This window comes from Nostoc sp. DedQUE04, assembly GCF_034530995.1.
Lineage (GTDB): Bacteria > Cyanobacteriota > Cyanobacteriia > Cyanobacteriales > Nostocaceae > Nostoc.
Window position 1 is genome coordinate 1 of the sequence record NZ_JAVRCA010000093.1, and the last position, 22,924, is coordinate 22,924.

Annotated in this window: 18 protein-coding genes and 1 pseudogene; 10 read left to right on the forward strand and 9 right to left on the reverse strand. The window is 40.2% G+C overall.

Going from position 1 to position 22,924, the window contains the following annotated elements:
• Positions 1-471 (forward strand): annotated as a pseudogene (locus RM049_RS36065) (hypothetical protein); the annotation flags it as partial.
• A gap of 1 nt (position 472) precedes the next feature.
• Here the strand turns inward: RM049_RS36065 and RM049_RS36070 are convergent.
• The 3 genes from RM049_RS36070 to RM049_RS36080 form a co-directional block, all read right to left on the reverse strand.
• Entirely contained in the window at positions 473-1,801 is a 1,329-nt protein-coding gene (locus tag RM049_RS36070) for an ATP-binding protein (RefSeq protein WP_322707637.1), read from the reverse strand.
• A gap of 90 nt (positions 1,802-1,891) precedes the next feature.
• Positions 1,892-3,229, reverse strand: coding sequence for a tellurite resistance TerB C-terminal domain-containing protein (locus RM049_RS36075; RefSeq protein ID WP_322707638.1), 1,338 nt, complete (start codon positions 3,227-3,229; stop codon positions 1,892-1,894).
• Between the two features lie 296 nt (positions 3,230-3,525).
• Positions 3,526-4,899, reverse strand: coding sequence for an ATP-binding protein (locus RM049_RS36080; protein WP_322707639.1), 1,374 nt, complete (start codon positions 4,897-4,899; stop codon positions 3,526-3,528).
• Between the two features lie 87 nt (positions 4,900-4,986).
• Between RM049_RS36080 and RM049_RS36085 the strand changes: the two genes are divergently transcribed.
• Complete coding sequence (locus RM049_RS36085; RefSeq protein WP_322688837.1) at positions 4,987-5,307, forward strand: TMEM14 family protein; 321 nt, start codon at positions 4,987-4,989, stop codon at positions 5,305-5,307.
• A 643-nt stretch (positions 5,308-5,950) separates the two neighbouring features.
• On the opposite strand, the gene RM049_RS36090 is transcribed toward RM049_RS36085, so the two are convergent.
• Positions 5,951-6,595, reverse strand: coding sequence for a hypothetical protein (locus RM049_RS36090; protein WP_322707640.1), 645 nt, complete (start codon positions 6,593-6,595; stop codon positions 5,951-5,953).
• An 82-nt stretch (positions 6,596-6,677) separates the two neighbouring features.
• Positions 6,678-6,914, reverse strand: a complete 237-nt coding sequence (locus RM049_RS36095; RefSeq protein ID WP_094351515.1) for a DNA-directed RNA polymerase subunit omega — start codon at positions 6,912-6,914, stop codon at positions 6,678-6,680.
• Positions 6,915-7,064: 150 nt separating this feature from the next.
• Here RM049_RS36095 and RM049_RS36100 point away from each other — a divergent pair, with 150 nt between their 5' ends.
• On the forward strand, positions 7,065-7,484 hold the full coding sequence (locus tag RM049_RS36100; RefSeq protein ID WP_322707641.1) for a fasciclin domain-containing protein: 420 nt from the start codon (positions 7,065-7,067) through the stop codon (positions 7,482-7,484).
• Positions 7,485-7,575: 91 nt separating this feature from the next.
• Here RM049_RS36100 and RM049_RS36105 read toward each other — a convergent pair whose 3' ends face one another.
• Positions 7,576-9,039 carry a glycoside hydrolase family 13 protein gene (locus tag RM049_RS36105; RefSeq protein ID WP_322701838.1) on the reverse strand — a complete coding sequence of 488 codons (1,464 nt, stop codon included), beginning with the start codon at positions 9,037-9,039 and terminating at the stop codon, positions 7,576-7,578.
• A gap of 632 nt (positions 9,040-9,671) precedes the next feature.
• On the opposite strand from RM049_RS36105, the gene RM049_RS36110 reads away from it, so the two are divergent.
• Both RM049_RS36110 and RM049_RS36115 read left to right on the forward strand, forming a co-directional pair.
• Positions 9,672-11,399: a S8 family peptidase gene (locus tag RM049_RS36110; protein ID WP_322707642.1), complete on the forward strand. Its 1,728-nt coding sequence runs from the start codon at positions 9,672-9,674 to the stop codon at positions 11,397-11,399.
• Positions 11,400-11,513: 114 nt separating this feature from the next.
• Positions 11,514-11,813: a hypothetical protein gene (locus RM049_RS36115; protein WP_322707643.1), complete on the forward strand. Its 300-nt coding sequence runs from the start codon at positions 11,514-11,516 to the stop codon at positions 11,811-11,813.
• Positions 11,814-11,856: 43 nt separating this feature from the next.
• Here RM049_RS36115 and RM049_RS36120 read toward each other — a convergent pair whose 3' ends face one another.
• Positions 11,857-12,228, reverse strand: a complete 372-nt coding sequence (locus RM049_RS36120; protein WP_322673779.1) for a CU044_2847 family protein — start codon at positions 12,226-12,228, stop codon at positions 11,857-11,859.
• 146 nt (positions 12,229-12,374) lie between these two features.
• On the opposite strand from RM049_RS36120, the gene RM049_RS36125 reads away from it, so the two are divergent.
• Positions 12,375-15,911, forward strand: a complete 3,537-nt coding sequence (locus RM049_RS36125) for a caspase family protein (protein WP_322707644.1) — start codon at positions 12,375-12,377, stop codon at positions 15,909-15,911.
• Between the two features lie 41 nt (positions 15,912-15,952).
• Here the strand turns inward: RM049_RS36125 and RM049_RS36130 are convergent, their stop codons facing one another.
• Both RM049_RS36130 and RM049_RS36135 read right to left on the reverse strand, forming a co-directional pair.
• Complete coding sequence (locus RM049_RS36130; RefSeq protein ID WP_322707645.1) at positions 15,953-17,149, reverse strand: C1 family peptidase; 1,197 nt, start codon at positions 17,147-17,149, stop codon at positions 15,953-15,955.
• 315 nt (positions 17,150-17,464) lie between these two features.
• A complete protein-coding gene (locus RM049_RS36135; protein ID WP_322707646.1) occupies positions 17,465-18,823 on the reverse strand; it encodes a transposase in 1,359 nt (452 codons plus the stop codon).
• Between RM049_RS36135 and RM049_RS36140 the strand changes: the two genes are divergently transcribed.
• From RM049_RS36140 to RM049_RS36155, 4 genes are all read left to right on the forward strand, one after another.
• Positions 18,822-18,962, forward strand: coding sequence for a hypothetical protein (locus RM049_RS36140; RefSeq protein WP_322707647.1), 141 nt, complete (start codon positions 18,822-18,824; stop codon positions 18,960-18,962). The two genes, RM049_RS36135 and RM049_RS36140, sit on opposite strands and share 2 nt — an antisense overlap.
• A 387-nt stretch (positions 18,963-19,349) precedes the next feature.
• Positions 19,350-20,639 (forward strand): glucose-1-phosphate adenylyltransferase, encoded by a 1,290-nt coding sequence (locus RM049_RS36145; RefSeq protein WP_322673776.1) that lies wholly within the window; start codon positions 19,350-19,352, stop codon positions 20,637-20,639.
• Between the two features lie 111 nt (positions 20,640-20,750).
• On the forward strand, positions 20,751-21,260 hold the full coding sequence (locus tag RM049_RS36150; RefSeq protein WP_322707648.1) for an AAA family ATPase: 510 nt from the start codon (positions 20,751-20,753) through the stop codon (positions 21,258-21,260).
• Positions 21,261-21,380: 120 nt separating this feature from the next.
• On the forward strand, positions 21,381-22,394 hold the full coding sequence (locus RM049_RS36155) for a DnaJ C-terminal domain-containing protein (RefSeq protein ID WP_322688830.1): 1,014 nt from the start codon (positions 21,381-21,383) through the stop codon (positions 22,392-22,394).
• Positions 22,395-22,924 lie beyond the last annotated feature (530 nt).

The following is a 22,924-nucleotide window of genomic DNA, read 5'->3' on the forward strand; positions in this document are numbered from 1 at the left end:
AAACTAATATATCTTCTTGAAAAACTCCAGTTCTCAAGGTGGATGAGGTTTATATCTATAATAATTCTTTCATTTATCCCTATTTTAACAATGTTTTATGATATTCTAAATATTTTAGTATTAGCATTTTGTATAATAATTTTATCATTTGCAATTATATTATTTATTTTTCTTTTCATAGGTATATTGGGTAAAAAGAAGATTTATATTAATAATGACAAAATTTCCCTGATTTATGAATTATTTGGAATTAAACATCTTCACCCATCTCCAAGTTATAGACAAGATATTCTACGTCTAGAACGAAGTAAAGATATCTATAATCAACCTTCTTTGACAATCTGGGCAGGAAGCAAAAATTATGAAATTTTAACTGGTGAATTTTATGTTTTTCCTGTCACTCCTCCAGAACTTGACTGGCTAGCTTATGAACTTAGCGATTGGCTAGGCTTACCAATTACTAGAGAGTAAACTACAAACTAAATTCGGCTGCGCCATCCTCATCCACATCTGCATCCTTACCCATAGCAGTAGGTTTAAATTTAGAGCCATGAATTAATTCACCAAACACAATTCCTGGATTTTGGTGAAGAATATTCAGCACACTCATAAAATCTCGCACAATTTCTCCTGGTGTCAGTAATGCTTCTGCACCCAGGCGATTAATAATTTCTTGCACAAACTCCTTCAACTCACGATTTGTCAAAGTCTGTTCATAGCCAAAATTGAGCACATGAATCTCAGCTAAACGTTGCAAAAGCGTTAATATTTCTGCTTCACTCAACGGATTTAGCCGAATCACTGGCCCTAAATGTTCTTGAACATTAGCTTGTGCAGCAAAACGACTTTCTTTGGTGCGTCTTTGCCAAGCTTGGTCTGCAAAAAGTCCTCGTTTGGGGTCTTCTAAAAATTTAGTTGTTCCACCAACAACAATGCCAAGATGTTCTGCTTTACATTGCATGGTGTCGTTAAACATTGCGAGGAGTCGATTATAATTTTTTTCTCGTGTAACGGTGGTAGATATTTGATATAAATGTACAGCTTCATCAACTAAAATTAACAGTCCTTTATAGCCAATTTCAGCAACAAATTTAGCAAACAGTTTTATATAGTCATACCAACTATCATCATCAATAATAACGCGCACTCCTAAAGCTGCTTTCGCCTCAACTTTAGTAGTAAATTCTCCTCGCAACCAGCGCATCGCCGCATTTTTTAAATTATCATCATCCAATCGGTAGCCACGCCAATAAGCGATAATCACGCTACCAAAATCAAAACCGTGAACTAAATCTTCAATATACTGAACCACTTCCCTAATTTTCGATTCAACTTGGTCATCAAAACCATCGTCATTGGGACGCATTTCAGTTTCTTTAACCACTTCTTGTTGAATTTTATTAATCCATCCTTCTAAAATCGAGACTAAAGCACCACCATCAGGACGAGTTTTTGTAGCGAGGTGGCTCATTAATTCTCGATAGGTAGCAACACCTTCATTGTTGCTTCCAGCTAATCGCCGTTCGGGAGATAAATCAGCATCAGCTACTACAAAACCTTGCTCCATCGCTCGATTACGAATTAGTTGTAATAAAAAACTTTTCCCAGAACCGTAGTTACCAATTATGAAGCGAAATGCTGCGACACCTTCTGCAATATCATCGAGATTTTGTAATAGGCTTGTTAGTTCTTTTTCTCGACCTACTGCGATATATTCAACTCCCACTCTTGGTACTACCCCCGCACCAAGGGAATTGATTAAAGCAGTGGAGATTTTCTTCGAGATTTTGAACTTTGCCATGTATTACACTTCACTTGATTCTAAACGCAGAAGCACGCGGTAAGTAAGGGATATCATCTTACTACTAAATCTTACGACGGCAATAACAATTTAATTTGACGAAGTATGTCTGGTCATGAGACCTTCATACATCGCAATCATTTTTTTGACATCTGTTATATGCTCCTGATAAACTTTTGGACTTTCGGAATCAGAATTGATTATTAATTCTCCAATAGTATCATTTGCACGTTCATTTATAGAATCGATTAATAAATTTGGCATAGTGATATTTGCTTCGGCAATTGTTTTAATAGCACTATTAGGATTATCTTGTTCAACTATAGCTTTTAATACTTGTAACTCATATCCCGGAAGATTTCCGAGAAAATTAGTCCATTCTTCAGAGATATTTTCCGATGTCTCAACTTCCGATTTTTCAATGATATCAGAAGATTCAATTATTTCGGAAAATGGAAACAACTCAATATCATCTTCTTGGGAATTATCAGATAAAGGCTCTGGATTCAAGGTTTCTACTTGTTGTAGTAATTCCCATACTTGATTTTGTAATGAGTCTCGTTCTTCTTGCAATAATGAAACTTGTGCTTGTAACTGTTGTAATTCGGCTTTGTGTTCTGTTAGTTGGGTTTTGGAATAACTCAGGATAGCTTGGATATTTTCTCTTTCGGTTTTGGTTGCTACCAGCAATTGATTACTTTGGGTTGTCTCAACTTCTAGCTCTTGAATTGCAATTCGCAGTTCGTATAATTTTTCTTCTAATTGGGGTTTGAGTCTGCCTAAAAGAGTTAAATTACTTTCAATTTCTTGTTTCTCGTGTTGTAGCTCGGAAATTTGACTTTGCAACTGAGCGATTTCAGCGCGAGATACATTACAATTTGACTCTAAACGGCGCTTTTCTGCGGTGAGAATAGAAAAAGCATTGTTCAATTCAGTTTGATTATTCTGCAAATTATTAATTTCAAGTTGCAGGCTATTAACTTCTGTTTCTAATTGCTTCTTTTGTCCGGCAAATGCTCTTAATTCTCGATGTAAACTATCTCTTTGGCTACGACTTTCTATAACTTGATTTTGCAGCTGTTGTGATTCAGCATATAGTAAATTATGATGTTCTTCAATTTGATTTATTTCTCTGACAACACGAGCCTTTAATTCCTCCATATCTTTAATTCGCTTGCGGAGCGAACCTAAAACAAACATTTCATAATTTCTACGCCGCTTGTCTATGAATAATGCTGTTGTATGGATAGTAACGGCAGTAATTACACCTGTGAGAAAGGCTTTATTAAAATCCCAGCTTGGGACAAGGCTAAGACCAAAACTCACACTAAAGGCAACTATCACTAGTATAAATCTATTGCCGATCGTTACTGATTGCATATTGCTGGTTTTTAGCGTAGTTAAATTATCTGAATAAGTAGCTTTCATAGTAATTTATAATTCGTAATGACGCTCTCTACGAGACGCTAAAAGCGTAGCTTGCTTCTCTGAAAGAGTACGTGGACTCGCTACCGCTACGCTAACGTAACTCGTAATTAAACAACACATATACATAAAATACTTAATGTAAGTGGTTTGTAATTTATTGTTCTGTTTGTTATTCAAGATATTTTTCCCAGATTTGGGATCGTAATTGTTATGAAATCTTTAATTGTAGTTAATATTGCATAACATTGTTCTGGAAGTTACAAAAAAGTGCAATCATTAATGAAATAATTTTAATGTTAAGTGTTGGATATATTTTTATTTGCATGAAAAATTGTTAAATCTGCTTTTAAAAAATCAACAAACTGCCGTGCTGTACGTCCAGAACGACCATTATGACGAGTTGCCCATTGTAATGCCTGAAATTCTAAATCTTCTTGGGTAATATTAATTTCAGCTTGTGCCACTAGATGTTGTACAATTTTTAAATAAGTTTTCTGATTGGCTGGTTCAAAAGTTAAGGTTAAACCAAAGCGATCGCTAAACGAAAGCTTCTCCTGCATCGTATCCCAGGCATGGATTTCCTCGTTATCCTTGGGGGTAGGTCTATCCACAAAAAACTCCCGAATCAAGTGGCGGCGATTGGAAGTAGCATACACAACTACATTTTGCGGTCGCGCCGTTAAATTACCTTCTAAAACTACCTTAAGGGCTTTAAAGGCATCATCATCTTCTTCAAATGAAAGGTCATCGACAAAGATAATAAATTTATGTGACACACCCCGTAAATGTTCCACGATTTCTGGTAAGTCTTTTAAATCAGATTTTGCCACTTCTAATAAGCGGAGGCTGCGTTGGGCTTTGCCCTTGCCGGAGGCATCGCTATATTCATTCAACAAAGATTTCACTAAAGAAGATTTGCCAGAACCGCGACTACCGTAAAGTAATACATGCAGTGCCATCTCTCCTGATAATAAAAACTCTGTATTTTTCAGCAAAGCATCTTTTTGAGATTCGTAACCGACAAGCGAACTCAGTTTAACCGGGTCAGAATATTTAATACCGATAAACTGCCCAGATTGCCAGCGTAAAGCGCGATATTCTGCAAATAAACCAGAGCCACATTGCCGATAATAAGCTGCTAACTCTTCTACAGCATCACCCCAATTATCTAACTCTTGTAGATATGTAATGAATTTTGTCTCTACTCCTAGCAATTCTTGCTCTTTATACCACACTACTGGTGAAATCGGCATATGAGCTACGTTTTGTACCCACTCGCTCAAAGAAGCGCTGCTACACTCATAAAGACTTTGCAATACTTGTAAATCATGCTGAACTGCTGTTATTAAAGCTGGGGGCAAATCTTCAAATTCTTGCACTCCCGCCAGCCTTGTAAAAGGATTCTCACAGAAGAGAATTTGAGTAATTAAATAGTCTTCCCAGTTTTGATTTCTAGCAGCCAAAGCGTAAAAGTAATTGCCGTAAGCTTGGAGACAACCCCGTGCATCGGTGTCAGTGTAACGTATAGCTTGCAACAGTTCCAGAAATGCTATCCCGACTTCGCCTTGCAGAACAGATTGGTACAGTAAAAGTGAGGCTGCTTGACGCTGGAGATATTGAATCTTTGTATATGAAGAAGTATTTGCCATTGGCATCGCTTGATTATCCATAAATCAACTGTGTGGTATAGCTAGATAGCTATGGTAAATTGTCTGCTGACCCTGGCAGTAAAGTCAAAGTCTACATAGGTTTTAACAATGAATTTAAGTATAATTGCTGCTTTTGCCTACGGTATATTAGCGATTGTTGGTGGGGTTATTGGCTACATTCAAGCTACAAGTAAGGTTTCACTCTTAAGTGGTAGCATTAGCGGTTTATTACTAATACTGGCCGCTTACTTTCAACTCCAAGGACAAACTTGGGGTGCGATTTTAGCAGTGTTAGTTACTGCTGTTTTAGTAGTTTTCTTTGCATTGAGACTGGCAAAAACACGCAAGTTTATGCCTGCGGGATTAATGACAATTTTGGGTATGCTGGCATTGGCAGTGATGGTGAATCAATTTGTGGCTTTAAGGTAGCATTAGTCTCTCAGCAATAACCACCCTCTTGTTTTTTTTGGTATGGCATGAGTTTCTCTGCTTTGAATTATATTAGTACATTTATATTACTGTGACTTGTTACCTTTGCCTAATAACTTCTAGCATTCTCAATGAGTTATAGCGATTTCTGTCTAAATAAACGTGAATTCGACGGCTTATATAGTGTCCGCAAAATTCGCTCAATCAAAAAGACCTCTCCCTGATTTTACTTGGCAAAATCGTCCCTCTCCGACTCGGAGAGGGACAGCCTTGAACTTTAGTTCAAGGCAGAGAGAGGTTTATCGAACTCACGTTAAATAAGGTAAACGGGTAGAGGCGCACAGTACCTTTATCAAGGTGAGTCAAATTGTTGGCAAATATAGCTGAGTGCTGAATGAAAAGGGTGTAGGGGATAGGGTGTGGGGTGTGGGGAAGCCCATACTTAAAAGCAGGGGTTTCAAAACAGACGCTGTATATTTTGCACATACGTGTCACTACATACATCTTTTGATTTTTTCCATATTTAAAAACAGGGGCTTGTACCCGTTGGGTGCGGGAGAACGTTCTTTATCTAATACCTGCAACCCCACACCCCACACCCTTCTCGGTCAAAACCGAGTTGTTTCAAAACAAGGAAAATTTATCATTTTAGGAGTTCGGCACCTCCTCGTTGTGGTGGCTGTGGGGTAGTTGATGTAGTCGGACTGGGTGCTGTATTGGAATTAGGAGATAGGGTATTTTGGGAAGCAGGATTAAATATATTGACTAAGACTTGTACTAAAGCATCTCGTTGGCTGCGGGTGAGACTTTTGATAGCTTTGCGATCGCCTTCTATCGGATTTTCCCGTAGTGAGTCATTCCCTGGATAGGTAGTATCATACATAATTTCGTTCACATCCAGGTAATCAGCTAAAGTCAACTTCCAATCTAAGCGATAAATGGGGGCCCGCCCTTTGGTATAAATGTGATATCTAATTAGACGATTTGCTAAAGTGTTGTTTTCGGCAACTTTCCCATTTTCTTTACTAATATACTTATTTTCCCGTGGAAAATCTGGCAATTGTTGATACACCAGCTGCCAAACATCGCTAGGCGTGATTCTCTGGGCAGAAGCAGGTTGGATACTAAATATTCTATGTATTGATTTATCCGCTATTGAACCTAAAACAATTACACTCACTAGTATTAAAGTAAGTAGTAGTAGTGTTAGCGGTAGCTCGGCGTTTCGCTTGTGCTGAGTTGTGAGTTTTGAGAAAATTGATTTAAATAGAAATTTTTTCTTTTTCATAGAACAATATTTTGGGCGTTGCTGAGTGAAAAGATGAATTTGCCTGATTCAGAATTCAGCACTTACCACTCAGCACTCAATCTTATAGTTCGCCGATAATTTCTGGTTGAGTCAACTCATCGGACATTTCGATTATTGCCCTTAGCACCGGCTTCATCATCGCATCTTCGTTACTTTCAAAGTCTTCGTAACGCCGACGTTTAGCACGATTTGCTACCTGAACCGTAATGCGGTATCGATTTGAGGCTGCACTAATCAGATCCTCAGCACGGTGCATAATCTGAGATTGAGTTGTCTCGAACTTAGAACGCTTTAGCATAATCAGTGGTTCTTGGGGTCATTCTCCAGTGTAACAGTACTAAATCAGTCTACTGCTGTCTGTTAAATCGCCAGCAACCTCTCTATTGATAGAGGCTAAGATATTTTAGTCACTTTATAAGTAACTTGTAGTATTAAATAACGCACCCTCATGGCTGACCTTGTGGAAACTGCGATCGCAGCAGGTAATTTCAATACTCTAATAAAAGCTGCTGAAGCTGGAAATTTCATAGAAACTTTGAAAAGCCCTGGTTCTTTCACGCTCTTTGCACCGACTGACGAAGCTTTTGCTAATCTGCCAGAGGGAACTTTAGACTCATTACTACAAGATATCCCCAAGCTCCAGAAAATTGTGGCGTATCATATCGCTAGTGGGGATGTCAGGTCTGATGATTTGGTACAGATTAATGAGGCAGAGACGCTTGAAGGGTCAATTGTCGCCATTGAATCTGCCGACGGTAAATTTAAGGTAAATAACGCCAATGTCCTAAAAACAGATATTCTGGCAGACAATGGCGTGATCCACGTTATCGATGCAGTGTTGATGCCTGCAATGGTGGCGGGAAGGTAATGTAATTGGGCATGGGGCATGGCGCATCGGGCATTGGGGCAGAGGAAAAAAACTTACTGCAACTTCTCCCCAGTTCCCCAGTCCCCAATACCTAATCCCCAGTCCCCAGAATGCACCCACTGCGTGCGGGAACAGTCAATGACAACTGCCGATCTCCTTTACTATTCCACTCAACTTCAGCAGTGCCATATAAAGGCTTGTTGGGTTGAGTACGCAAAGTAGCGACATCTGCATTCGCTGTTGCCGAACTTGTGCCAGCGTTGATGGCAATTATTAATTCCTCTGTCCCCAAAGTTCGCGCAAAGATATAAAGTTGTCCTTGAGCATAGAGAACTTGGTAATCACCAGTACGCAAGGCTGGGTAAGTGTGGCGGAGGGCAATTAACTGGTGGTGAGTATTAAAAATTTCTTGATTCCAGTTACTCTCTAAAGGAAAGCCACGGCGTGAGTCGGGATCTATTGCACCAGGTAAACCAACTTCATCACCATAGTAGATGCTGGGCGCGCCGGGAAAGGTGAGTAACAGTAGAGTTGACAATTCTATACTGGCTATATCGCCGCCTGCAATGGTCATCAATCGGGCTGTATCGTGACTTGCAAGCAAATTGAGTTGAGTTAGCTGAATTTCCCAAGGGTAAAGTTGCAGTACTTCTTGGATTTTGGTGGCGTACTCGGCAGCAAATAAGGGTGGGTAGGGTTGATAGTCGCGGCTTTGGACTTGTTCTAAGACTACGCGATCGCCTGCTGCAAAGGCAATTGTTGGCCCAGCAAATAGATAATTCATCACGCCGTCAAATTGCGTTCCATCCAACCACTCGCGTGAATCTCCCCAGACTTCGCCCACAATATAAGCTTCGGGATTGATGGCTTTGACGCGATCGCGAAATTCCTGCCAAAAACCAGGAGTTTTTATTTCAAATGGTACATCCAATCGCCAACCATCAATGCCGAATTTAATCCAATATTCGGCAATTTCCATAATGTATTCGCGTACTTCTGGATTGTCGTGGTTAAATTCTGGCAAGGCGCGATTTCCCGCCCAGCCTACGTAGTTGGCAGGAAATTCGCCATTGTATGCTGAAAGGGGCCAGCCTTCTATTTTGAACCAATTTACCCAAGGCGAATGGGGGCCATTTTCTAAAACGTCGTGGAAAAAGAAAAAACCCCGGCTAGAATGGTTAAATACCCCATCCAGAACGACTTTGATATTCCGTTGATGGGCTGCATCGAGCAATTCCTTAAAAGCTTCGTTGCCCCCCAGCATTGGGTCAACTTGATAATAATCGTGGGTATGATAGCGATGATTACTGGCGGATTGAAAAATGGGTGTGAAGTAAATCGCGTTAATCCCTAAATTCTGGATGTAGTCTAAATCCTCCATAATCCCCCATAAATCGCCGCCTTTATAGCCCTGGAGAGTTGGCATAGAGTCCCAATCTTCCCAACGGGCTTCTTGCAATAACCGTTTGCGCGGCTGTTTGCTTCTGGCAAAACGATCTGGGAAGATTTGGTAGAAAACAGCGTGCTTCACCCAGTCTGGTGTTTGAATTTGCATGAATAACTCTTTGTATGTTTAGAAGCGATCGTTGCAAATATTAGCTTCTTTATGACTCTTACTTATGATAGAGAATCTGTCATTTCTCAGTAGTCATTAGCGATTTAGCCTTTTTGATGCTGTTTTATACGCAAATGTTATCAGTCTTAATTGGATGAACATCGGGGTTTGATTAGGAGCAGCACCAGAACCCATTCAAAAAGGTGAATGCAGAGATTTATTAAATTTATCTTTTTTACTTATTCCTTAATTCTTCTTAATTTTATTTTATTTACCTTGTCCGTAATGATTTCGGGAGAAACTGGATTAGTTTAATAGCTTCATAAAATTTCCTAGTGACTCCAGTCTTGGGTAATTCTGAGATGCGGCTGCTCAAAAATGTATCACGAGCCACAGAAAATTACGATCGGGGAGACAGAATTCAAAAATATGAGTTATGAATTAGCAATTGTCTTAGGAAGAACTTACCATTTCCTAAGCTTATTTGATGTTATCTATAAAAAAATAGATAACTATAGTCGCATCAAATAATCAAGGCTAAAAAAATACATAGACTGCATTAATGTGAGAGCGACTTATCCTACTAAAATCACTACTTAGCTGACAGCAAATAAATTGAGTTTGAGGTAAAAATGAGACACGAAAAACTTTCCCCTGGGCTACTTTTGGCATATCAAGACTATCAAAATGAAGGAGATCGAGCTTTAGTTACACACAAGCGATCGCTTGGCATCATTGCTCACAAAAGCCCAGTTAAGCCCACTAAGAGCGTCGTTTTTATCTACTGCGACCCTGATGCAGACTTAAGTTATCTATCACAATATAATATTGAAGTCAATCAAAACTCCGGGAGTGTGCGGACAGCTTTCTTACCGATAGATAGTTTAGATGTCTTATCTGAAGAAGATGTGATTCGGCGGATTAAGCCATCACGCAAACTTCATTTGAGGATGGACACTGCAATGGGAACAGTCAAACTGCCGGAATTTAAGAATCAAACCGGATTGACTGGTAAAGGAGTAATCATCGGCATTATAGACAGTGGCATCGATCCGAAACACCCCGCCTTTGCTGGACGAATTTTACACATTTGGGATCAAACACTGCCAGGGCCAGGAGTCACAGAGGGCGGCTATGGGGCTGAATTTACGGGAGCGCAACTAACAGTTTCTCAGGATACTGGCGGTCATGGTACTCACGTCGCTGGCATTGCCGCCGGTGCTGATGCTAGTTATGGCGGTGTCGCACCAGAAGCGGAATTAGTTGTCGTCAGGTCAGATTTACAGGATGCCCACATTGCAGATGGTGTGCGTTATATTTTCCGAGTTGCTAGGGAGTTGGGACGCCCAGCAGTGGTGAATCTCAGCTTGGGCGGACACGCTGATGCTCATGATGGTAGCGATTCTTTATCTAAAGTTATTGATGCCGAAACTGGGCCAGGAAGAATTGTTTGTTGTGCTGCGGGTAACGAAGGAAACGATAACATTCATGGACAAGCAATCATACCCAGTGGACGCACTCGTGGTATGCGCTTCAATGTTCCTTTGAATCAAGTAGGCATAGTTTGGTTAAACGCTTGGTATGCCAAAGACAGCGAATTGGAAGTATCTGTGCGGAGTCCTAACGGTTTTGTTACTCCCTTCCAAAAAATCATTACTGAAGGTAATGCCGCCCAAGATTACCAGTTACCAGATGCACGGGTGCAATTAGCGACACCAGCACCAGACCAAGCCAACGGCGACCATAATTTCTTTGTGCAAATACGCGGTATTGACCCCTCGCAAGTCATGGGAGGTATTTGGCAGCTGCGAGTCCGCAACACTTCTTCAACTGACACATGTTTAAATGTGTGGACGCTAGATGATAGTTCATCAGTGTTTTTCACTGGTAAAAGTGTGAAAGATGCCTTAAAAATTGGTTCGCCGGGAGCCGCCAGCAGTGCAATTACAGTTGCCGCCTATACTACTAAAACCAAGTACACAGATATTGATGGCCAAGTGCGAGAAATGGGCTTAGAATTGGACACTATTTCGGAATTCAGTAGTGAAGGCCCTCTACGCAATGATGGACAGAAGCCGGATGTAGCAGCACCAGGAGCAATGATTGTTTCGACGCTTTCCGCCGATGCAAATTTTGACCGCTCATCGATGATTAATTCCAAGTTTGTGGTGCAGGCTGGTACGAGTATGGCGACACCGTTTGTAAGTGGGTTAGTAGCACTGCTGTTGCAGCGAGATCCTAAACTCGATCCGGTTGCTGTGAAAGACTTACTACGTAAAAATAGTGCAATTCCCGGCAAACCCGCAGGCACATTTGATGATAAATGGGGTTATGGAGTAATTAACGCTTTGAATCTGTAATTAGACTGAGAATGATGGATATTATTTCTGTACAAGGATAGGTAACAACAACCGATAAATTTGATAAGTTAGGGTAGACAATTATTGCCTACCCTGTTTACCAAGGAGTTGCTGGTGAATTATCAGAAACTAGATGCCGCTCTTGCGACAGTGCTAAATGATGTTAAAGATTCAGAAGAAGCTAGTTTGGCAGTTTTTATCCATACTGAACCAATTTTAAACTCTGCTGCAACTGCTATTTTAGAAAGCTTTGGTGTCAATGGTGTTAGCAGTGGCAAAGATATTTTCACAGCAACACTTTCACCAAATGCCATTTCCCAGTTGTCAGAGCAACCTTGGGTGAAGTATTTGAAGCGATCGCAGCAATTAGGTTTGGTTAATAGGAGAATAAATACACCGAAGTTGGGCGTTTAATCGGCATTGCTTACCCTTATGATGTGTAGATAATTTTTTGCTGTTACTGTGAATCAGGTTTTGGTTTTTCTGGAAACTTACACTTCACTTGAATTTCCAGATTACTTTCAGCAGAGCCTTCGGTAATATAAGGAATGCCAGCCTTCCCACCCAGCTTAATGCCAAATTTAAGACTTACCTCCTCAATATCCGCAGTATTAAAGTCTTTAAAAGCACTCAGAGCATAAATAGTATAAGAGCGAATCATTTGCCGAGCTTGTTGCATCCTAGCGATCGCATCTGTTCGTACATCTTTGTATTCTATGCCATCATCGTCCTCCTCAATTTCCGAAGTTATTTCGGTGGCTGTGACGTTAATCTCAATCTGCTCAATCTCTCCATCTGCTTGGAAAAATATTTGCTGTACTTCTGACATAAGCTACCTCGATTAAAGTTTTGTAACGTATCTGAATAAATTTCAGTTTGCTTACGGAAAAATAACAGATGGTGTTGTTGTTAGCAACACAGCCATCATTGTGTCTGTCAAGATTATCCCGCATTTACCAACCCAAGGTGTGTTAAATGGCACGATACGCGCTTGTTATTGGCATCGCCGAGTATGTCAGCCCATCATTATCGCGTTTGTCGAAGACTACAAATGATGCTGAGGCTATAGCACAACTCCTAGAGCAGTATGGTGATTTCCAGTCTGTGCAAAGACTACCTCAGCGCTGGAATAAAGAGAAAAATGGCTATGAAATGGCAGCGTCAAAAGTTACTGGCGCTCAACTTGGGCAAGATTTGAGAACTTTTTTACTAGAGCAAGCTGATAATAATGAAGCCCTGATTTATTTTAGCGGACACGGTTTTACTATTTCTGACAATTTAGGGCAACAAAAGGGATATTTGGCAAGTTCCGATTGTCAGATTGAATTTAAGGATAACGAAAATGTTGAACAAAAATATGGTATTCCTCTGGATAGCCTCAACGATTTAATTCAAGAGTCGCAATTGAGTAGTTTAGTGATGCTACTCGATTGCTGTCATAGCGGCTATTTCTTAGAAAGACAATTAATAGAAAGAACTCTTAACGCTTTCAGTTCGCAAAAAGATTATTACTTAATTACAGCTTGTCGTGGCTTTGAACGCGCCGGAGTAATTAAGAGTGAAGAATATAGTATTTTCACAAGCGCAGTTGTTAAGGGATTGGCAATAGAAAATGCAAGTAGTAATAGTAGGCGAATTAGTGGCGATCGCTTGTTTGATTTTGTCAGCAACGAATTGAAAGGTTCCGTACAGGAACCGATTCGGATGGGTTGGGGACGTTCCATTACTCTGGTTACTTATCCCCAATTAGATATTCCTACAGGAGAAAAAATTGCTTTCAATCAGGAAAATCCTTATCGGGGACTTTATGCTTTTGAATCAGAACAAGCGCAATATTTTTGTGGACGAGATGAAGCGGTTCGCACACTAATTTTGCGTTTAGCAGAGAGTCGATTTTTGGCTGTAATTGGCTATTCAGGTAGTGGTAAATCTTCTTTAGTAAAAGCCGGTTTGTTGCCGCAACTAAAAGGCGATCGCCTCCCTGGAAGTAGTCAATGGGCGATCGCATCTTTTACACCAGGAGAACATCCTTTAGGTAAATTGGTTGATATTTTGAATCGACAACAGCAGCAAAATCAACTCCAATTATTGTTTATCGATCAATTTGAAGAAATATTTACCCTTTGCCAAGACGATGAGGAACGCCAAGCTTTTATCCGCTTAATAGTACAGGAAGTCAAGACGATTGAGAGACAAACACGCATAATTTTGACTATTCGCGGTGATTTTTTAAACAAATGCGCTGACTATGTAGAAATTATTACTCTCATTAATAGTTTCCCTCCGACATCATTCATCGTGCCAATAATGTCTTTTACTGAATTAGAAGAAGCAATTGAAAAACCAGCAAAATTGCATGGTGTAACATTTGAGCATGGTTTAGTTTCACAAATTTTCGCTGATGTCATCAACCGTCCGGGTGCATTACCCATACTGCAATATGCGCTTAAAGAATTGTGGCGAGTTTGCATTGAAGAACCTGAATCGCCAAAACCGCTTTTAACTCATAAAGGTTATGAAGAAATTGGTGGGGTTAAAGGAGCTTTAGACAAACGAGCGACAATTTTGTATCAAAGTTTAACAACTGTAGATCAAGCTTTTGCGCGTTGCTTGTTTATGGAATTAGTACAGTTAGGTGAAGCTGGAGAAGTGACGCGGCGGCGTGCTACCTGGGATAGATTAGAAGTAGTTGCAGATTCTCCACAACAATTGCAAAGGGTTGTAGGATTACTGGCAGGTTCTCAACAACGTTTAATTATCACCGATCGAGATACTGTAGAAGTTGCTCATGAAGCACTGTTATCTGAGTGGAAATTATTAAACACTTGGATTACCGAAAATCTAGAAAATATTCGTCTCAGTCGTTCTTTAGAGGAAGATTGCCAGGAATGGGTGCAAAGATTTAATAAATCGGATGAAGCACTGTTGGCGGGTGCAAATTTGGCTGTAATTTCTGAGTGGGTGAATAAGACTCAGCCCAGACTTACGCCACTAGAAGCAGAATTTTTGCATAAGAGTTTGGAGAGACGCGATAGAGAAGTTCAAGCTCAATTAGAACAAGAACGCCAATTGCGAGAAGCAGCTGAAGCCAGAGCCAAGGCAGAAGAAGAAAAAGTTAAACAGCAAAAAGCCAAAGTTAAAGCTGAAAGGCAACGAACTCAAGCGGTTGCAGTTTTAGCAGTTATATCAATTGCATTAGCGGGGTTGTGGGTTAAATCCGAAAAAAATAATGCACAAGTAGTCAAAATGGGAGAAGTCAATACATGGATTAAATTGTCTCAAACATTACTTGATGCCGATAAGCAACTTGAAGCATTAATGGCAAGTGTGCAAGCACTACAGGGATTAAAGAAAGTAGATGGAAAACACACTAATCAACTAAAGCAACTGCAATCCATTATCTATACTGTGAAAGAGCATAATCGATTAGAAGGTCATAAAAATAAGGTTTGGGGTGTGAGTTTTAGTCCTGACGGGAAAATAGCCTCTGCTAGTGTCAACAACCAAATCAAGATTTGGGATAAAAATGGCAAGTTCTTATACGATTTGCCCAAACATAATGATGGAGTCTGGAGTGTAAGATTTAGCCATAATGGTAAATTTCTGGCCTCTACAAGTCAAGATACAACGTTCAAACTTTGGAATATAGGTGCGAAAGAACATAAACTAATAAAAACTTTTCAAGGTCATAATGATACTGTTTATGATGTTAGTTTTAGTCGAGATGATAAAATTATTGCTTCTGGCGATCGGGATGGAATCATAAAAGTTTGGCGCACTGATACTCAAGATAATCCACCTCAACCCATTAATACCTTAAATGTCAAAGAATTACTTAAAAAGGAGGGAGATGTAAATACACAACATCGAGTTAACAGTCTAGACATTGACCCTAATGACAGTTCAAAAATTGCTTACGTCGATGATGATGGTAGTGTCAGAATTTGGGATTGGAAAAAACAGGATACTCTCCCAAAAAACATTGGCACACATGGCCAACAAGCTTTGTACATAATTAGATACAGTTTACAGAGAAAAAACTTACTGGCTTCTGCCGGTGATGATGGTGATATATATATTTGGGATACTAAAAATCAACAGAAAAAACCGATAGCAATAATCAATGCTCACAAAAGTATAATATACGGCTTAGATTTTAGTCCTGATGGTAAAAAGCTCGCTTCTGGTAGTAATGATGAAACTGTAAAGGTGTGGAATGTAGATAAAGCTATTAGTGGACAAAGTTCAAGTTCTTTAATCGCAACTCTTGAAGGACACACTGCCAAAGTTAATCGGCTAGAGTTTAGTCGTGATGGCAATATAATTGCTTCTTCCAGTAATGATGAAACTGTAAGACTCTGGAAGTGGCAAAGCAGTTCTAGAACAGATGTTACCCCCGAAGTTGAAAATTTGTTAAAGTATAGCTGTAAATTCTTAGAAGAATATTTACAAACCAAGAAAAATATACCAGATTATTTGAATTACCAATCTGGTATATGCTCTTTTAAATAAAAGTGAACAACTTAATTATTTAGAATGCTATTTTAAATGATTTACCCCCGTGAACGGTTATGATCGCCGATAGTGGGATGTTTGTTCTTGTCATCAGATGAAATATCTTCATCGCTATTTTTTTTATCTGGAATTTCTACCTTTGTCTTTTCTTGATTATTTTTATTAGAACTTCCGTTTAGGAGAATACCATCCCTAGCAATCGACTCAAACTGCCCTTCATCAATCCACTCATTTTTAAGCAATGACCACCAGTCAGTAGCTAACCCCTGTAATACATACTCATAGGGTAGCCAACCATAACCATCTTTACCCCAATCTTCGCCCCAACAATTTCTAATTAAGAAAGCTCCTTGAGTTGGAAAACTTTTGTTATGGTCTTTAATTAACTTATCTTTGGGATGCTCAATTATTTTATTGTCGTCATAACCAACGGCAACAACTGCATGGCCACCCAATATCTTTTCGCCTATAGTAGGATAAGGAATTTTTCCTGTTTTTACAGTTTTCTTATTAAAAATAGAACTATAAGTTGTAAACCCAAACATAACAGGAAATTCAGCAGTTAAAAAAGCTTTGATTTGAACTAATGCTTGTTTTTTGGAAAGTTGAGGTAAGTCAAGCCTAAAATACTGAAGTGCTTGAAAATTCTGAGCATAGGCATAGCAAAAAGCAGGTGGTTCTTCGTCAAAATTCTCAATTTCATAAGGCCAATATTCTTCTGGAAGTATGCCAAAAAATGCCATTGCTTTCATTGTGAAGCGGGTCGATGCTCCAGTATCTCCAGTTAAGTGCATCAATTTTCGTGCAACTTTGTAGAGAAAGAGGCTGGAGACATCTATATCTTCGCCCATTATCTTTCTTTGAAAATATTCTACTAAAGCAACGCCAGCTATTGCAGTGCAAGACTTAAGGTTTCCTTGCTGCTTAATTGGAGAACACCATTGCCGCAAATCTACATAAGAAGGTAAATGTATATTTATTGGATATTGCAAACTTGCCGAACTTTGGTCTGTTGCTTCTTTGAAGGGTAAGAGCAAGCTAGTTTGCTTTTTATCTTCCCTCCCGTTCTTTTGAACCACTGTTCTGTTCTCTATTTGTAACGTGCAATCATTTACTAAAGTTGCTTTTTGGAGTTTAATTCTTTCTTTGTTCTTAGAGTCTTCGATTATCTTCTCTAGGCAATAGTCTCTAAAATCTGGACGATCTGGCAACCAACCCATTCTAAAGTTCGGCATATATCTGTTACCCTGTTTTTAAATTAAGTTAGAAAGTTAACTTAGAGGATGTTTGAAAAGTATTAGGCAAATAGAATTCCCTAGTACACAAGCAAAGTCCACTTTTCTTGCGGAACGCTACGCGAATGTGGACTAATTCAAAATTAAGAGTTTTCTAACCCCCAGATGTGGGTTGTGTCTGTGTAGCCTATCCAGTGCGTTGGGCAATTTTGCCGACTCGAAACACCTAGCGTGCGCCTTCTAGTCGCCAAGGCTAGTAGTAAATTAGACTTTTCAAACATCCTCTTAACTCGACTTTATCCATTTTTAATTCAATCAAGCAGCGTAAACAGCAATATCTCTCAAACGCTCAAATAAAAGAAGAGGGACTTTTATCATTTGAGTGGTTTCGGAAGATGTGGAAAAAGTGCTAGCCCATAAAAATCGCCTAACTAAAGCCAGTGCATCGGAAAAAGTAGGCAAAGCTTTGGAGTACCAAATTGTTTGTTTCATTGTCCAAGAAAAATTAGCTTGTAAATGGTCTGCCAAAATCACGACCAAGGAAAATAATCCCAGCAATGTAGGTGTTGTACGAGCAATTGACTGGTCTGACCATTGCCGTTGAGTTTCCATTCCTAGATGTTTCCTCACTTCTTCAAAAGTTACTTCTATCTGCCAGCGACGTACAAACCACTGCAAGATTTGTTTAGGAGAATATTCTTGATTTGTAGATAACAAAGCCTGTGATTCAAATTTACCAAGTGGGTCACGTACTAATACCCAACGAATTGGAACTACAGGTAAACCTGTGTGATACCAAACCGCAGTTCCAGTGAAAACTTCTACTTGGCGTTCTCCTTCCCCGTACCAACGGTTAACCTTGATTATTTGCCATTGAGTTTGTGTATCTACAAGCACTTGCTCAAGATTGGGTAATCTTGCTCCTTTAAGTCGGGGTCGTCCCATCGTATTAGGAGTTCTTTCGGGTGCTGGCTCGTATAAAGCAGCATCCAAACGCAACCGAGTGATTATATGTACTGGCATTACAGCTTGGCTGACTGCGGCAAGGAGTTCCAGTGCAGCAAAACTACTATCTGCAACTACAACCAATTCTCTGTTCGGCAACCACCGTTTGACCTGAAATATGATCTGTCTTGCCCAATCGATCAGTTTTTTATGACGAAGCTTATACTGTTGGCTGTAACGTTCCGATGGTGCAAGAACTGTGAGAAAAGGTAATGCCCAAACACGCCCAGCCCAAGAAATTTCTACTAACAGCATCATTGATAACCATCGCAAGCCGCTAACCTTCACAACTTGACTGTTACTTGAACATACTGGGTCTCGATATATTCCTTTTGCCTTAATTTTCTTGCCTTTACGGCGTTCTATCGTATCATCTATTCCCATGATGATTGGCCCGCTTGGTAAAAACACTGTTACCATGAGCATTAATAAAATTCGGCTTGCTTCCAAACTTGACCAGACTGCGCGATTTAATACACGATGATAATTTTGGAAGTGTTCCTCCTGATTCAGTCCCATGACTACAAGTACCGAAGTAATGGTACGTTTACCTGTTGTTAAAATCGCTCCCATTACTAAAGTTTGGACATGACACCAGACTGGCTTGGTAAACAGCACCCTAAACGGTAGTAGGATACTAGCGATTTCAAATGGTATTGTTGTATTCATGGCAAGATACACACAATTTTCCTTCAGCCTCAGTGTATTACTTGTGTCATCAGTATTCACCAAGGCTGTATTTAAATGTTATGTATGCAGCAAAACCCACATCTTTGTAGCGATCGCCTACATTTGTGATGACCCGTAGCCAAAAATGGATAAAGTCGAGCTTAATAGCTGGCTTTTAGCTAACTGTAAGTGGATACACTATAAAAACAATATTTTACGGATTACACATAGAACTTTTTTAGATTTATTTTTATAACGAGGTTTGTTACAGACGATTTACCTCTTCGCCTTGCAAGCTGTCTCTCACAGAGATAAAATCCTACGTGAGGGCGGTCTAGTTGAAACTTCCTACACTTTTTAGCTCAATTAATACAAATGTTCTATTTTTCTCCTTGTCAGCCGCACTATCCATCACCAGTAGGATTCTGTAAAATTCATCCCAAAGAATCAGACGATCCCCCTTACCTGTGGTGGCAGACAGTCCTAAACTGAGAGTGAGAGTTGAAAGGCAGTCAGGAGAAATTTTGTGAAGAAAGTATTATCAATCATTCTTGGTGGTGGCGCGGGTACTCGGCTTTACCCACTAACCAAACTACGCGCTAAACCAGCAGTACCAGTGGCGGGTAAGTATCGCTTAATCGATATCCCTGTTAGTAACTGCATAAATTCCGAAATATTCAAAATCTACGTCCTGACACAATTCAACTCAGCTTCCCTGAATCGTCACATCGCCCGTACCTATAACTTTACTGGCTTCAATGAAGGGTTTGTAGAAGTTCTAGCAGCACAACAAACACCAGAAAACCCCAACTGGTTCCAAGGTACAGCCGATGCTGTACGTCAGTACCTGTGGTTAATGGAAGAATGGGATGTAGAAGAATACCTAATTCTCTCAGGCGATCACCTCTACCGCATGGATTATCGGCAGTTTATCCAGCGCCATAAGGAAACGGGGGCTGATATTACTCTCTCAGTCATCCCCATTGATGAGCGCCGCGCCTCAGATTTTGGCTTGATGAAAATTGACGATTCTGGTAGGGTAATCGATTTTAGCGAAAAACCCAAAGGTGAAGCGTTACGCCAAATGCAAGTTGATACAAGTGTACTGGGATTATCAAAAGAACAAGCCCAGCAACAGCCCTACATCGCTTCAATGGGGATTTATGTTTTTAAAAAAGAGGTTTTGTTCAAGTTGTTGAGAGAAGGTACAGAAAGGACTGATTTTGGCAAAGAAATTATTCCTGATGCCTCTAAAGATTACAACGTTCAAGCTTACCTTTTTGATGACTACTGGGAAGATATTGGAACAATCGAAGCATTTTATCATGCCAATTTAGCCCTAACTCAGCAGCCTCAGCCACCCTTTAGTTTCTACGATGAACACGCACCAATTTATACCCGCGCTCGCTACTTACCTCCAAGTAAACTTTTAGAATGCCAAATCACAGAATCAATTATTGGCGAAGGTTGCATTTTGAAAAATTGCCGCATTCAACATTCAGTTTTGGGAGTGCGATCGCGAATTGAATCTGGTTGTGTGATCGAAGAGTCCCTACTCATGGGTGCAGATTTTTATCAAGCTTTTGTAGAACGCCAATGTAACGTAGAAAAAGGTGACATTCCTGTAGGTATTGGTACTGACTCGATTATTCGCGGTGCGATCATTGATAAAAATGCCAGTATCGGTCACGATGTCAAAATCATCAATAAAGATAACGTGCAAGAAGCTGACCGAGAAAGTCAAGGTTTCTACATCCGTAGTGGCATCGTTGTCGTACTGAAAAATGCTGTAATTCCTGATGGAACCATCATTTAGTCATTAGTCATTAGTCATTAGTCATTAGTCATTAGTCATTAGTCATTAGTCATTGGTTAATACTTACAAGTAACAAATGACAAAGGACAAAGGACAAAGGACAAATAACTAATGACTAAACTCATCTTATTGATTGGTCTTCCAGGTAGCGGGAAGTCAACTTTGGCAAAACAATTACTGACAGAATCCCCTGAAATGGCGCTAATTTCTACCGATGCCATTCGGGGGAAATTGTTCGGTTCCCAAGCTGTTCAAGGGCCGTGGCTACTGATTTGGCGCGAAATTGAACGGCAATTTCAGCAAGCTATTTCCACAACTAATACAGCTATTTTTGATGCCACCAATGCCCAGCGCCGCAATCGTCGTGAAGTCATTGCTTTAGCACGTAACTTGGGCTTTACCGACATTGGGGGAATTTGGGTGGATACACCAGTTTGGTTGTGTTTGGCACGGAATAAAAAGCGATCGCGCCAAGTTCCAGAAGAAATTATTTTGCGGATGCACCGTCAACTCCGGGATGCTCCCCCAAGTCGAGGAGAAGGATTAGACAGCCTGAGCCGCTTATCAGAAAAATCGGAGTACGGGAATTGCGATTCCTTGGTGAGCGAGAACCACACTTGATTTTCTATATTTTTTGTTAATTTAAAATCATATTCTTTTGTTTGGCACTATACCAGGCAAATTAAATATCTCATTTTCAAAAATAAACATAACGGGAATTTCTAATTAGGAGGCTGGTAGATGGCTGCAACCGACTTCAAGGACTATTACGCTATTTTGGGAGTCAGCAAGACTGCCAGTTCAGAAGAAATTAAACAAGCCTTTCGTAAACTAGCCCGCAAATATCACCCTGATGTCAACCCAAACAACAAACAGGCAGAAGCACGCTTCAAAGAAGTTAGCGAAGCCTACGAAGTTGTGTCAGACCCAGATAAACGCAAAAAGTACGACCAATTCGGTCAATATTGGAAACAAGCTGGTGAAGGTTTCCCATCTGGTGGTGCTGCTCCCGATATGGGTAACTTTGACTTCAGTCAATATGGCAATTTTGATGAGTTCATTAATGAGTTGCTAGGACGCTTTGGTGGCCCTCCCCCTCGTGGTGGGGCGCGCCAAAGTCAGGCACGAAGTCACTCTTACCGCACTTCTCCAGGTACCTCAACTCATTTTAGCAGCAGCTTTAACGATTTTGGGTTTCAAGATGGAGGTGCGGGTACTGGGCAGGATAGCGAAGCTGCGATCGCTCTAACTTTTGCTGAAGCATTTAATGGTGTGAAAAAGCGCTTCAGTTTAGGTAATGAAACAATAGATGTCAATATCCCATCTGGAGCTAAAACTGGTACTCGCCTACGGGTGCGGGGCAAAGGTCAGATTAACCCCATGACTCAACAACGGGGAGATTTATACTTAAAAGTCGAACTTCAGCCGCACACCTTCTTCCAAATGGAAGGCGATAACTTGGTATGCGAAGTGCCAATCACACCAGATGAAGCGACTCTGGGAGCGTCTATTGATGTACCCACTCCCGATGGTTCAGTTAATGTCAAACTACCAGCAGGAGTGCGTTCTGGTCAATCTCTACGTTTACGTGGCAAAGGTTGGCCCCTCTCCAAAGGTGGACGCGGCGATCAGTTGGTGAAAGTGGCGATCGTTCCACCAAAAGACCTCAGCCAACAAGAGCGGGAATATTATGAAAAAATCCGGGCTATACGTACTTATAATCCCCGTAGTCATTTGAACCAATTTAGGCTTTAACAAGCAAAAAGAGAATCCCCATAATTGAAAATCTCGTCATTACTCACATTTTGGTGACAGTTAAAGTATTATGATAAACCATATCTTGTCTAAAACTTAAGTTCTGTGGCTTTGAGCTACTGTTCACTCAAGTGGACTTAAATCATGTTCGGATAAGTGTTTAACCGAACTTGAGGTGAATTGTTGTTTAGTCCAGTTAAGAGAACTTGAACTATTAGCCTTGGAATTGTATTTCGAGGCACAATAGCAACTAAGCTAAAGATAAAAAGATGTGGGTAACGACAAATAATAAGAATTAAGGGATTTTTTTGCGATCGCCAAAACAAGTAAAATGCAGAAACGCGAAATTAAGGCATCTCTATTCTATATATATTGGCTAGCAATGTAATTTTTTGTTACTTTGCGATCGACAGTAGACATCTTGTAAAAGTAACTTTTGCTTTCCGGTTGGGGTGCATGTTAAAGGTTAAAGGGTAAGGGGAAATTCCATACTTTTACCCTCGCCCCTTATCCCCAGAGTGGACTCAACC

Bases quoted from the DNA above. Each gene is read 5' to 3' on its own strand.
- RM049_RS36070 (WP_322707637.1), bottom strand. From the start codon at position 1,801: ATGGCAAAGTTCAAAATCTCGAAGAAAATCTCCACTGCTTTAATCAAT.
- RM049_RS36075 (WP_322707638.1), bottom strand. From the start codon at position 3,229: ATGAAAGCTACTTATTCAGATAATTTAACTACGCTAAAAACCAGCAAT.
- RM049_RS36080 (WP_322707639.1), bottom strand. From the start codon at position 4,899: ATGGATAATCAAGCGATGCCAATGGCAAATACTTCTTCATATACAAAG.
- RM049_RS36085 (WP_322688837.1), top strand. From the start codon at position 4,987: ATGAATTTAAGTATAATTGCTGCTTTTGCCTACGGTATATTAGCGATT.
- RM049_RS36090 (WP_322707640.1), bottom strand. From the start codon at position 6,595: ATGAAAAAGAAAAAATTTCTATTTAAATCAATTTTCTCAAAACTCACA.
- RM049_RS36095 (WP_094351515.1), bottom strand. From the start codon at position 6,914: ATGCTAAAGCGTTCTAAGTTCGAGACAACTCAATCTCAGATTATGCAC.
- RM049_RS36100 (WP_322707641.1), top strand. From the start codon at position 7,065: ATGGCTGACCTTGTGGAAACTGCGATCGCAGCAGGTAATTTCAATACT.
- RM049_RS36105 (WP_322701838.1), bottom strand. From the start codon at position 9,039: ATGCAAATTCAAACACCAGACTGGGTGAAGCACGCTGTTTTCTACCAA.
- RM049_RS36110 (WP_322707642.1), top strand. From the start codon at position 9,672: ATGAGACACGAAAAACTTTCCCCTGGGCTACTTTTGGCATATCAAGAC.
- RM049_RS36120 (WP_322673779.1), bottom strand. From the start codon at position 12,228: ATGTCAGAAGTACAGCAAATATTTTTCCAAGCAGATGGAGAGATTGAG.
- RM049_RS36125 (WP_322707644.1), top strand. From the start codon at position 12,375: ATGGCACGATACGCGCTTGTTATTGGCATCGCCGAGTATGTCAGCCCA.
- RM049_RS36130 (WP_322707645.1), bottom strand. From the start codon at position 17,149: ATGCCGAACTTTAGAATGGGTTGGTTGCCAGATCGTCCAGATTTTAGA.
- RM049_RS36140 (WP_322707647.1), top strand. From the start codon at position 18,822: ATGGCAAGATACACACAATTTTCCTTCAGCCTCAGTGTATTACTTGTG.
- RM049_RS36135 (WP_322707646.1), bottom strand. From the start codon at position 18,823: ATGAATACAACAATACCATTTGAAATCGCTAGTATCCTACTACCGTTT.
- RM049_RS36150 (WP_322707648.1), top strand. From the start codon at position 20,751: ATGACTAAACTCATCTTATTGATTGGTCTTCCAGGTAGCGGGAAGTCA.
- RM049_RS36155 (WP_322688830.1), top strand. From the start codon at position 21,381: ATGGCTGCAACCGACTTCAAGGACTATTACGCTATTTTGGGAGTCAGC.